The following is a 12210-nucleotide window of genomic DNA, read 5'->3' on the forward strand; positions in this document are numbered from 1 at the left end:
ACTTTAGGCTTTTTACCAGTCGCTTTGGATTCTATGATCTTCATTAACTGGTCATTATAAATATCCTTGTATTTTTTAAAATCAAAGTCAGAAGTATACTGCTCGATCAGTGAAACCGCCATATCTACCTCCTTGGCTTTTACTTTGGTTTTGGTGAGCTTTAGCTCTCCGGGATTTCTTATCTCATCTTCAAACCTAATCACGTGTAAAACCAGTGCATCCCTGTAAATACCCACAAGCGATAAATGCTCCTTTTGTCGCATCACGAATGTAGCCACACCTAGTTTTCCAGTCTTTTTTAATGCCTGTAGTAGTAAATTATAGGATTTACCACCTTCTTTTTGTGGTTCCAGGAAGTAGGGCTTTTTAAACAACACATCGGCTACCTCATCTTCATCGATAAATTCTTCAATATCGATGGTTTTCGTCTTTTTCATGTTCGCCTGGTCGAAATCCTCTTTTTCCAGTATTACATAGCCATCATCCTTTTTATAACCTTTGACAATATCCTTCCATTCCACTTCTTTACCAGTATCCTCATTTACACGTTTATAGCGAATACGGGCGTGATCATTTTTATCAAGCATATCCAGGTCTATACGCCTGTCTTCTGAACCCGAATAAAGTTTCACGGGAATTGAAACCAGACCAAAACTTATTGAACCATTCCAGATTGAGCGCATATTAGTGGTTTCTTAGTGCTTTGATCAATTCATTTTTAGACATATCACTTCGCCCATCGATGCCTACTTTTTTCGCCTGTTCGTAGAGTTCTTCTTTAGTTCTCTCTTCGTATTTTTCGGCTTTACCTCCTTTCTCTCCTGAATTGGACGTATTGGCGATCCTTGCCGCTTTTTCCTTGCTCATTCCTTCCTTGCGCAATTTCTCGTATTGCTCATCATTTTTAATACTGGGTCCATGATCTTTTGACATCTTCTGAATCTTTTAATTTGAACTTAAATTTAATCAACCTTCCGGGAGTGCTGAAATTTTAAGGGATTGATTAACCATAGTTTAACTGAAATATTATTTTATACGATCAATTTTCAGAAGAAATAGGAGAATGGAACTTATAGTCGGAAATATAAAAACCTCCACGATTGCGGAGGTTTTTCTAATTATGTTTTTCTGAAGCGCATCCTATAGCGCGTCGATCTTTTTCTGCACTTCCAGACTTGACCCTTCAAATTCGTAGGTGTCACTGGTCTCATTTCCATTTAAGGAACTTGTTACCACTACCCTCGCGGTTACCAGATCGTCCAGATCATTTTTCTCCAAACTAATTTCTTTTGAGATCACAGAACCTTCCGAAGAGATAACCTCAACAGTTTCCTCCTGGTTTGGAATATCAGCATCTGTATGCCCTCCTAAAATTGGCGCGATCACCAGACCAATAAGGCAAGTCAGTTTAATTAATATGTTCATGGAAGGACCTGAAGTATCCTTAAAAGGATCGCCCACCGTATCACCAGTTACTGCTGCTTTATGTGCATCAGAGCCTTTATAGGTCATTTCACCATTGATCATGACTCCAGCTTCAAAAGATTTCTTGGCATTATCCCAAGCACCTCCAGCGTTATTCTGAAAGATTGCCCAAAGCACACCACTCACAGTAACCCCAGCCATATAGCCACCAAGCATTTCAGCAATTGCAAGATTATCCATCCCAAAGATCATTGGTAGAAATGCGATGACTAATGGAAAACCGATAGTTAATAAACCTGGCAACATCATTTCCCTTAAGGAAGCTTCCGTAGAGATCGCCACGCATTTATCATACTCGGGCTTTGCCGTTCCTTCCATAATACCCGGAATATCTTTGAATTGTCTTCGTACTTCCTGCACCATTTCCATGGCGGCTTTACCCACTGCATTCATTGCCAAAGCAGAAAATACCACAGGAATCATTCCACCAATAAAAAGCATTGCCAGTACAGGAGCTTTAAAAATATTGATTCCTTCAATCCCTGTAAATGTTACATAAGCTGCGAAGAGTGCTAAAGAAGTTAAAGCGGCAGATGCAATTGCAAAACCTTTTCCTGTGGCTGCGGTCGTATTCCCTACGGAATCCAGAATATCTGTTCTTTCTCTTACTATCGGCTCCTGTTCACTCATTTCAGCAATACCTCCAGCATTATCTGCTATAGGCCCGAAAGCATCGATCGCCAGCTGCATAGCTGTAGTTGCCATCATTGCTGAAGCTGCCAATGCAACTCCGTAAAAACCTGCGAAAGCATAAGACGCCCAGATAGCTCCGGCGAATAATAAGATTGATGGAAAAGTAGAAATCATTCCGGTCGCCAAACCTGCAATTATATTTGTTCCAGCTCCGGTACTTGATTGCTGAACGATCTTGAGAATTGGCTTTTTACCCAGCCCCGTATAATATTCGGTTACGGAAGATATCGCACCACCTACAACCAGACCAACCAGCGTTGCGTAAAATACACGTATGGAACTTATGTTTATCATTTCAAATCCTTCCTCTCCGCCTATAAAGAATCCCATGGTCATGGTATTCGCAGGTAGCATCCAGTTTACCAGGAAATAACAGGAAACCGCGACCAGTAAGATCGAAACCCAGTTCCCGATATTTAAAGCTTTCTGAACTTCAGATTCCTTAGCCGAATTTGACGAAATTCTTACCAATAATGTCCCGATTATAGAAATGATAATTCCAACTCCGGCGATGGCCATTGGTAATAAAATTGGTCCAATACCACCAAAACCTTCGCTGGTGATATCACCTCCCATGTCCTCGATTATATAATTTCCAAGCACCATTGCTGCCAGCACTGTGGCCACGTAACTTCCAAATAGATCGGCTCCCATCCCGGCAACGTCACCTACATTATCTCCAACATTATCTGCAATGGTCGCAGGGTTTCTAGGATCATCTTCAGGAATACCTGCTTCAACTTTACCAACGAGATCAGCCCCAACATCTGCAGCTTTGGTATATATTCCTCCTCCTACTCGGGCGAAAAGCGCTATAGATTCGGCACCCAGAGAAAAGCCAGCAAGAGTTTCCAGAACTACAGTCATTTGCTGAGTATTGGTCCACTCTCCTCCCATAAAATAATGAAAAAAGAATATAAAGAAGCCGGTAAGACCAAGAACTGCAAGACCAGCAACTCCAAGTCCCATCACTGTTCCACCTCCAAAAGAGATATTCAATGCTTCCGGTAGGCTGGTTCTTGCCGCCTGAGTCGTTCTTACATTCGTTTGGGTAGCGATCTTCATCCCGATATTTCCGGCAAATGCTGAGAAAATCGCACCGAAAATAAAGGCAACTATAATAAGGTAATGAGTGGTTGGAACAAAATATGCGATTGCGGCTAACGCAATGCTGGCTCCAATCACAAAGAGAGTCAATAATTTATATTCAGCTTTTAAGAAGGCAAGGGCTCCTTCATAGATGTGTGCTGAAATTTCTTTCATTTTTCCGTCTCCGGAGTCCTGTTTCATCACCCAGGATCTTTTAACCCACATAAAAATGAGTCCGATGATTGCCAGCACCGCTGGCAGGTAGATCATTATTGATTCCATATTAGCTAGTTAATTGTTAATTAAATATTAATGCTAGCTAATGTAGTAAAATTGGCAACAATTAAAAAAGCAACAACTTTTTAAGGTTATTGCTTTCATATTCTTAATAATTCGAGTGATATTTTAGGATTATATTCCGAATCGGGATTTATCACCGTCATAGTTCTCATAACGTTCGATACACTGTTTAATGATCTCACGAGCTTCGTCTGCATCTCCAAAATCTCCTGTATCAACCTTTTTCTTCTCAAGATCTTTATAAACCTTAAAGAAGTGTTCGATCTCTTTAAGCATATGCCCGTTTAATTCCTTAAGATCGTTCAATCTATTCCAGATAGGATCTGATACCGGTACACAGATGATTTTCTCATCAGGTCCCTTTTCATCTGCCATATGGAACACACCAATAGGCTTCACTTCCATCACGATTCCTGGAAAGGTAGGTTCAGAAACCAAAACCAATACATCAAGAGGGTCTTCATCCAATGCAAGGGTATTAGGAATAAAACCATAATCTGCAGGATACATCATAGAAGAGAAGATCATCCTGTCGTAACGTACTTTTTTAAGCTTGAAATCGTATTCGTATTTGTTTCGGCTTCCCTTTGGGATCTCGATCAATACATCAAAAGTATTCGACATTTTTATATTTTTATCTGTGTTAAAATTCAGGGCAGCAAATATAGTTATTTCTGATATTTAAACTATTATCTAAAAGTGAAATCCGAAATCTATTGTAAACGCAAGACTTCTTGCGTCAGGATTATCGAAGTAATTTCCGCGGAAATGAACGTCAAATCGCATTACTTTTAAAATATTTCCAATACCCAGACTATACTCGTAAAAAGGATCATTATCTGGAGCTACCAGCGGTAAACCGGAAGCATCTAAATCTTTACTGGCTTGTGAAATATCTCCGTAGATCGCTCTAAATCCTACTAATTCCCGCAGGTTTAACTCTCTTAGTAACGGAATTCTGGAAAATAACCTACCATTGAAGTTGTGATCTATATGAATAGCTGAATAACTGTCTGTCACGAATTCGTAGAAATCCAGTGTTGGAAATGAATTGTACATACTAAAATATGTCTGGTTTCCAGGAACTACACTCAGCAACCCTAAAGGCACAGCATCAAATGTCTTCCCGGCTTCCAGGCTGATATTAGACCTACCAAAACCTCCAATTAACAATGGCTGATTGTAAAAAAACTGAAGTTTCTTATAATCAAAATCACTATTGAAAACCTCCTTAACTCCCAGACTGTAGTTTAGGAACAAGGTTGGGAAATCTTCTTCGTTCACCACATTACGCTCCACTCCAAAGCCAGAAGTTTTTCTACCCGGTGTCCAGGTAATGATTGTTGAAAGTTCGGTTTGGTTGATCTCACTGTCGGTGATTGTACGAGTGTCATCCACATAATAATCAAGACTAAAACCTTCAGATGCCGGTTGCAATATTCTGTAGTTAGCTCCAAATCTTAGGGTAAGATTCTTTACCGGTTCCAGTTCTACGGAAAAAACACTCAAATTGATCGAACTCAGTTTATCTGTATCTCCAACATTCAGAAGTGATGAAGAAGCAAGACTCCTTCCCAGAACATCTGTGGAATTTGTAAGACTGGTTCCCAACTGTTCTACATCCCTTCGGTTTCCACCACTTAAGATAAGTCGCATTTTATAATCCAGCAGCACTTTGGCTGACACCCCATACTTGAACTTATGGTCTTTGAACCCATAAGCTCCATAAGCTTCAATTCTCCATGGATCATTCTGTCCAAAATATGTTCTTCCTCCAAAACGGGTTCGTACTCCTTCCACATCATTAAATCCGAAAGTAGAATAAACAGGACCATAATCCCATCCATCAAACTCTACGTAACCAGACTGCACAATCGTAGCGATATCATACAACCTGTTAAAAGCCTTTGTCTTCGTAAGACTATCGAGCATTACATAGATTCCCTCTTCATCTTCGTTTAGTTGTTCCAGCCTGTTTTCACTCCAAAACTCATCACTTCTATTATAAGCCTGAGATTGTGGATTGTAGACTGGTTGATTATAAAAACTTGATCCCCGTTCTTTATTAAACTCATACTCATCGTAAAGCATAGTTCGTTTTGCATAAACTCCCTGGGAAGTTTTCTTTTTGTTGATTCCGAAGTCGGCCATAAAGAAATCCTTCTCTATCAAAAAAACAGAGTCATTTAAAACTTCAAAATCCTGTTCGATATAAACCTGTTTGATCCAGTTGATGTTTACATCCTTGGTAGTTTCGAGATTGATGTTCTTAACTGCCCAAGTCGTATCATTTACCCAGAAGTCTCCCTTAAAAGTTAGTTCATTCTCTCGGCGTGGATAATAGACGATATTATAGCACCACTTATTGTCGATGTAAGCACTATCAGACAACACGTAATTGTAGGTATCGATCCCTGTAGTCGAAATAGGGCTTACGAATGATTTATCGAAGAACTTGATGTAGTTTTTATAAATATCGTAATCGTCATAAATATCCTTCACAAAATCGATCAGGTTCCTGTTCTGGTTAAATCCGGAATTCTTATTCCCAAGTAAAACTTTTTTCTCTTCATTTATCTTGTTATCTCCGTAAACCTGGGTAACCGACTCGTTAATGAACATAGGCAGATAAGTCTTCCCGGTCACTGCATTAGTATCTGTATAATCGAAAATAAACTCCATGCCGTTAAAAATCCTGCTTTCCACCACCGCACTATCTATGGTATTGAGATCAAATTCCAGTTTTTCGTATTCCTTGTAACTGTACTGGTCAAAGGCATTCACACCGTTACTCCGGCGGTTTGCCCATACTTTCTTTAAGATATCTATTGCCGGGTTGTTCTTTTTTGAGGTCTTCCCGCGATAGATAACCACTTCATCTAGGCTGGAAGCTTCCTGCTCCAACTTCACATCCATATTTAAATTGACCCTTGATTTTAAAGCGATCTTTTTGGTTTTGTAGCCAATAAAGGAAAATACAAGCGTATCATAATTATCATCTGACTGAAGGTAAAACTCACCAACTTCATTGGTAGTCGTTCCTGAAGTAGAATTTGCGAAAACTACGTTCGCAAAAGGTACAGTTGCGCCGGTGTCATCGGTCACAATTCCTCCTGCTTTTGTTTGAGCGATTAGACTGAAAACTGGAAGGAGAAAAAGTATTAAAAGGTAGGTGTATTTGTTCATTATAGGATAAAAAAAAACTTCATCGTTTAGATGAAGTTTCAAAGATAGGTTGAAAAGGTCTACTTGTACATGACCTTTTTCACAGCTTTAACAACATCCTCACTATTTGGTAACCATTCTTTCAAAAGAACAGGTGAATAAGGTGCAGGAGTATCTGCTGTATTGATCTTTATAATTGGAGCATCCAGGTAATCGAATGCTTTAGATTGTACCTGATAAGAAATTTCTGTAGAGATATTTCCAAAAGGCCATGATTCCTCAAGGATCACTAGTCGGTTCGTTTTCTTAACAGATTCAAGAATCACATCAATATCTAAAGGACGAATCGTTCTAAGATCAATGATCTCACAAGAAATATCATCTTCAGCTAAAGTTTCAGCTGCTTTATAAGCCTCTTTAATTATTTTTCCGAAGGAAACAATAGTTACATCAGAACCTTCACGCTTGATATCCGCTTTACCAATTTCAATAACGTACTCATCTTCAGGAACTTCACCTTTATCTCCATACATTTGCTCACTCTCCATAAAGATTACCGGATCATCATCACGAATCGCAGCTTTCAATAATCCTTTGGCGTCGTACGGGTTAGATGGAACGATCACTTTAAGACCTGGCGTGTTCGCAAACCAGCTTTCGAAAGCCTGTGAGTGAGTTGCTCCCAATTGACCTGCAGATCCTGTTGGCCCACGAAATACAATTGGAATATTAAATTGCCCACCACTCATCTGGCGCATTTTTGCAGCGTTATTGATAATTTGATCAATCCCTACAAGTGAGAAGTTAAAGGTCATAAATTCAATGATAGGACGGTTACCATTCATGGCAGACCCAACTCCTATTCCAGAAAATCCAAGTTCAGCGATTGGAGTATCTATAACTCTATCCGGACCAAATTCGTCAAGCATACCTTTGGAAGCTTTATAAGCACCATTGTATTCAGCAACTTCTTCACCCATTAAATAGATACTGTCGTCGCGACGCATTTCTTCGCTCATCGCCTCAGCAATAGCTTCTCTAAATTGAATTGTCCTCATTATGTAAAATCTTAATTTTAATTCCTGCAGAGCAAAAATAGTAATTCATTAAGGTAAATACCATAATTGTAAGCAAAAATTTAGGGGTCGCAGAGTTCTTCGGAAATGCTGAAATCACGAATAATGAGAATCTCATTATTTTACTTAGTTTTATACATATTGCGCATTAAAACATCTACAAAACCAAAAATCAACTAAAAATTGGCTGTTTCTTTTGGTTAAATTTATTATGCATGCATAGCTTTTTTTGATATAAAATACTTACCTTCGTCTGCGAAAACGTTTTATTAAAAAAAAGAACCTTATATATGAAAATCTTAGTTTGTATTAGTCATGTACCTGACACTACATCCAAAATCAATTTCACGGAAGGAGACACGAAGTTTGATACGAATGGTGTTCAATTTGTAATAAACCCGAATGACGAATTTGGTCTTACCAGAGCGATGTGGTTCAAAGAAAAACAAGGTGCCATTGTTGATGTTGTAAATGTTGGTGGAGCTGAAACCGAGCCTACACTTAGAAAAGCACTTGCAATTGGAGCAGATACAGCAATTCGAGTAAATACTCCTGCAACTGATGGTTATCAGGTAGCAAAGGAATTAGCCAAAGTTGTTAAGGATGGAGGTTATGATCTTGTTATTGCAGGTAGAGAGTCTATTGATTATAACGGTGGAATGGTTCCGGGAATGTTAGCCGGAATTCTGGATGCTAATTTCATTAATAACTGTATTAGCCTTGAGATCGATGGAGAAAAAGCGAAAGCTCTTCGTGAGATCGATGGCGGTAAAGAAACTTTAACTGCTTCTCTTCCACTTGTAATTGGAGGCCAGAAAGGATTAGTTGAAGAATCTGATCTTCGTATCCCTAATATGAGAGGTATTATGCAAGCGCGTAAAAAACCTCTAAATGTTGTGGAGCCTGCGGAAACTTCAGTAAAAACCGAAGTAGTAAAATTTGAGAAGCCTGCACCTAAAGGAGATGTAAAATTAATTGATCCTGACAATCTGGATGAATTGATCAACTTGCTTCACAACGAGGCAAAGGCGATCTAATCAAGATTCAGAATAAAATAGATTCAGGAATTAAAAAATTTAGAAAATGTCAGTTTTAGTATATATAGAATCAGAAGAAGGAAAATTTAAGAAAGCCTCATTCGAGGTTGCGTCTTATGCAAAGGAAGTTGCAGGTATGCTGGATACCAGTGTTACTGCGATTACTTTTAATATAGATGACGTATCAGAACTGGGAACCTATGGGGTTGACAAAGTTTTGAAAGTAAACAATGATAAGTTGAAGAATTTTAATGCTGAAGCATATTCTGACGCCATCAAACAAGCAGCAACTCAGGAAAGCAGCAAGGTTGTAGTTCTTAGCCAGAGTGCGAACAGTAAATATTTAGCACCACTACTTGCAGTGCATTTTGAAGCAGGTTATGCATCTAACGTTGTGGCATTGCCAGAGAGTGCAGATCCTTTTACAGTTAAAAGAACTGCTTTCACGAACAAGGCATTTAATTTCACCAAAATCGATACTGATGTAAAAGTGCTTGGAATATCCAAGAACGCATTCGGTCTTAAAGAATCTCAGGGAGCTGCGACTGCTGAAGATTTTAGCCCGAATCTTACAGATGAAGATTTCACCGTAAATGTAGAATCTGTAGATAAGGCTACTAATAAAGTAACGATCGCCGATGCTGAAACTGTGGTTTCAGGAGGTAGAGGACTTAAAGGTCCTGAAAACTGGGGAATGATCGAAGAAATGGCAGAAATTCTTGGAGCTGCAACTGCATGTTCCAAACCAGTTAGTGATATGGGCTGGAGACCTCACAGTGAACACGTGGGTCAAACAGGTAAGCCTGTAGCATCCAATTTATACATTGCCATTGGTGTATCTGGTGCAATTCAGCATCTTGCCGGTATTAATGCTGCCAAAACCAAAGTTGTAATTAACAATGATCCTGAAGCGCCTTTCTTCAAAGCTGCAGATTACGGGGTGGTTGGAGACGCTTTTGAGATCGTACCGAAGCTAAATGAAAAATTGAGGGAATTTAAAGAGAAAAACGCATAATTTTTCTAAATTGCGACCCATAAAAGGGCTGTCTAGATCTGGTAATTTTGTCCTTATTTAGACAGCCTTTTTAATTTTTAAGAAGCATGAGTTTAGTTCGTCTGAACATTAAAGGAATATCTTACAGTCAAACACAAAACGGAGCTTACGCCCTGATCCTTAATGAGGAAGATGGTGAACGTAAGTTACCAATTGTTATTGGAGCATTTGAAGCACAATCCATTGCGATAGCATTGGAAAAAGAGATCAAACCTCCCAGACCACTTACACACGATCTTTTCAAGAACTTTTCAGATCGATTCTCGATCACGGTAAAACAGGTTATTATTCACAAACTGGTAGACGGCGTATTTTACTCCAGTCTAATTTGTGAACGTGAAGGTGTCGAAGAAGTTGTAGATGCCCGAACCAGCGATGCAATCGCGCTTGCACTAAGGTTTAACGCCCCAATTTTCACCTACAAGAACATTCTTGATAAAGCTGGAATTTTCCTGAAAGCAGACGAGAGTCAGCGTGCTAAGGAAATGAAAGATGAAGAGGAAATTATTGAAGAGGAACTTCTACGCGAAGACATTGAAGTAAAAATGGACAGCGATTCAGGTTTCAGCAAAATGTCACTGGAAGAGCTTAATGAGCTACTTGCCCAGGCTGTGAATCAGGAAGATTACGAAAAAGCCGCTCGTCTAAGGGACGAGATCTCCAAAAGAAAATAATCTATAATGAATAAACTCTGGTGTTGCCTGTTTCTGGTCTTAATTTCTATTGCATCAGCTTCTTCTCAAACTATTTCCAAATCCTGGACTCTGGAAAATTCAGCTGAATTTCAAGAGAATTCAGTTTTTCAGGATGTTGAAGAGGTTCATTTTAATGAAGGTAGCTTCCTTTTTCTGGCAAATTCTGAACAAGATACTATTGCTTCAGGAGACTATCTTTATCAGAAGAAATTACTGGTCCTGTTTTATAACTCACCAAAAGATACTATCCAAAATCTTAGGGTAACCGGGATCAGTGATCAAAACCTAAGCATTAAAGGCAGAGATAACACCTTCGAACTTTCGGCAAAACCAAAACTTGCTGAAGATGTAATCCCGGTGAAAGCTGCGAAGCAAATGATACCTAGCCAGGGAATGTCCACCTCAAGTTTAATTAGAGGTGTACTTGGGATGCTCGTTCTACTACTCATCGCATTCCTATTCAGTAATAACAGAAAAGCAATTAGCTGGAAAACGGTTGGTATAGGATTAGGAGCACAACTCATATTGGCTATTGGTGTTTTGAAGATCACCGTAGTTCAGAAGGTATTCGAATTCGTAGGAAAAGTATTTGTGCTGATCCTTGATTTCACCGCGGCAGGAAGTGAATTCCTGTTAGGCGGAATGATGGATGTGGACAGTTTTGGATTTATATTTCTGTTCCAGGTACTACCTACCATTATCTTTTTCTCAGCATTAACCTCTGTATTATTCTACCTTGGAGTGATTCAGATCGTTGTCAAGGGAATGGCCTGGGTGCTTACCAAATTAATGGGGATCTCTGGACCGGAAAGTCTGAGTGTCGCCGGGAACATTTTTCTTGGTCAGACCGAAGCTCCTCTAATGATCAAAGCCTATTTGGAACGTATGACCAGGTCTGAGATTCTATTGGTTATGATTGGTGGGATGGCTACTGTAGCCGGAGGTGTACTCGCGGCATATATTGGATTTCTTGGAGGTGATGATCCCGAATTAAGACTTCAATTTGCTAAACACCTGCTTGCTGCTTCCGTAATGGCTGCGCCTGGAGCTATCGTAATTTCGAAAATTCTATATCCTCAACAGGAAGCAGTTAATACAGATGTAGAGGTTTCTTCAGACAAAATTGGAAGTAACATTCTGGATGCCATCGCAAATGGTACTACTGAAGGTTTAAAACTGGCGGCGAATGTTGCGGCGATGCTACTAGTCTTCATCGCATTTATCGCCATGATCAATTATATCCTTGGATATTTAGGTGCGCTTACTACTTTAAACAGTGTCATGGCAGAATATACTCCATATTCTAAATTCTCACTGGAATCGATTTTAGGAATCATCTTTTCTCCTTTGATGTGGATCATTGGTGTTGCAAAAGAAGATATGATGCTTATGGGACAGTTGCTTGGAATTAAACTGGCAGCAAGTGAATTTGTAGGGTATGTTCAACTGGCAGATCTTAAAAACCCTGCAAATGCATTAAGCCTTAATTACGAAAAATCGGTCATTATGGCTACTTATATGCTCTGCGGATTTGCTAATTTCGCTTCCATAGGTATTCAAATTGGTGGAATTGGATCATTAGCTCCAGGACAACGTAAAGTTCTTTCTGAATTTGG

The 12210-nt window shown here is 39.3% G+C and carries 10 protein-coding genes; 4 read left to right on the forward strand and 6 right to left on the reverse strand.

Annotated elements, in window-relative coordinates; genetic code table 11:
- From QZ620_RS10935 to QZ620_RS10960, 6 genes are all read right to left on the reverse strand, one after another.
- Positions 1-683: Ku protein (locus tag QZ620_RS10935; protein WP_295181555.1), on the reverse strand; the 683-nt coding region annotated here is incomplete at its 3' end.
- Between the two features lies 1 nt (position 684).
- Entirely contained in the window at positions 685-933 is a 249-nt protein-coding gene (locus QZ620_RS10940; RefSeq protein ID WP_295181557.1) for a Rho termination factor N-terminal domain-containing protein, read from the reverse strand.
- Between the two features lie 207 nt (positions 934-1140).
- Positions 1141-3549, reverse strand: a complete 2409-nt coding sequence (locus QZ620_RS10945) for a sodium-translocating pyrophosphatase (RefSeq protein ID WP_295181559.1) — start codon at positions 3547-3549, stop codon at positions 1141-1143.
- Positions 3550-3678: 129 nt separating this feature from the next.
- A complete protein-coding gene (locus QZ620_RS10950; RefSeq protein WP_141878615.1) occupies positions 3679-4191 on the reverse strand; it encodes an inorganic diphosphatase in 513 nt (170 codons plus the stop codon).
- 69 nt (positions 4192-4260) lie between these two features.
- On the reverse strand, positions 4261-6753 hold the full coding sequence (locus QZ620_RS10955) for a DUF5686 and carboxypeptidase-like regulatory domain-containing protein (RefSeq protein WP_295181561.1): 2493 nt from the start codon (positions 6751-6753) through the stop codon (positions 4261-4263).
- A 59-nt stretch (positions 6754-6812) separates the two neighbouring features.
- Positions 6813-7790 (reverse strand): pyruvate dehydrogenase complex E1 component subunit beta, encoded by a 978-nt coding sequence (locus QZ620_RS10960; protein ID WP_295181562.1) that lies wholly within the window; start codon positions 7788-7790, stop codon positions 6813-6815.
- 308 nt (positions 7791-8098) lie between these two features.
- Here QZ620_RS10960 and QZ620_RS10965 point away from each other — a divergent pair, with 308 nt between their 5' ends.
- The 4 genes from QZ620_RS10965 to QZ620_RS10980 all read left to right on the forward strand — a co-directional run.
- A complete protein-coding gene (locus QZ620_RS10965) occupies positions 8099-8845 on the forward strand; it encodes an electron transfer flavoprotein subunit beta/FixA family protein (RefSeq protein WP_295181564.1) in 747 nt (248 codons plus the stop codon).
- 46 nt (positions 8846-8891) lie between these two features.
- Positions 8892-9860, forward strand: coding sequence for an electron transfer flavoprotein subunit alpha/FixB family protein (locus tag QZ620_RS10970; RefSeq protein WP_295181566.1), 969 nt, complete (start codon positions 8892-8894; stop codon positions 9858-9860).
- Between the two features lie 86 nt (positions 9861-9946).
- Positions 9947-10573 (forward strand): bifunctional nuclease domain-containing protein, encoded by a 627-nt coding sequence (locus QZ620_RS10975; RefSeq protein WP_295181568.1) that lies wholly within the window; start codon positions 9947-9949, stop codon positions 10571-10573.
- Positions 10574-10579: 6 nt separating this feature from the next.
- On the forward strand, positions 10580-12210 hold a 1631-nt coding region (locus QZ620_RS10980; RefSeq protein ID WP_295181570.1), incomplete at its 3' end, for a nucleoside transporter C-terminal domain-containing protein.

Origin of the sequence: uncultured Christiangramia sp. (assembly GCF_913046405.1) — a bacterium.
Classification (GTDB): domain Bacteria; phylum Bacteroidota; class Bacteroidia; order Flavobacteriales; family Flavobacteriaceae; genus Christiangramia; species Christiangramia marina.

What these genes read in the sequence shown, in the direction of transcription:
- QZ620_RS10940 (WP_295181557.1), bottom strand. Translation starts at nt 933, where the DNA reads ATGTCAAAAGATCATGGACCCAGTATTAAAAATGATGAGCAATACGAG.
- QZ620_RS10945 (WP_295181559.1), bottom strand. Translation starts at nt 3,549, where the DNA reads ATGGAATCAATAATGATCTACCTGCCAGCGGTGCTGGCAATCATCGGA.
- QZ620_RS10950 (WP_141878615.1), bottom strand. Translation starts at nt 4,191, where the DNA reads ATGTCGAATACTTTTGATGTATTGATCGAGATCCCAAAGGGAAGCCGA.
- QZ620_RS10955 (WP_295181561.1), bottom strand. Translation starts at nt 6,753, where the DNA reads ATGAACAAATACACCTACCTTTTAATACTTTTTCTCCTTCCAGTTTTC.
- QZ620_RS10960 (WP_295181562.1), bottom strand. Translation starts at nt 7,790, where the DNA reads ATGAGGACAATTCAATTTAGAGAAGCTATTGCTGAGGCGATGAGCGAA.
- QZ620_RS10965 (WP_295181564.1), top strand. Translation starts at nt 8,099, where the DNA reads ATGAAAATCTTAGTTTGTATTAGTCATGTACCTGACACTACATCCAAA.
- QZ620_RS10970 (WP_295181566.1), top strand. Translation starts at nt 8,892, where the DNA reads ATGTCAGTTTTAGTATATATAGAATCAGAAGAAGGAAAATTTAAGAAA.
- QZ620_RS10975 (WP_295181568.1), top strand. Translation starts at nt 9,947, where the DNA reads ATGAGTTTAGTTCGTCTGAACATTAAAGGAATATCTTACAGTCAAACA.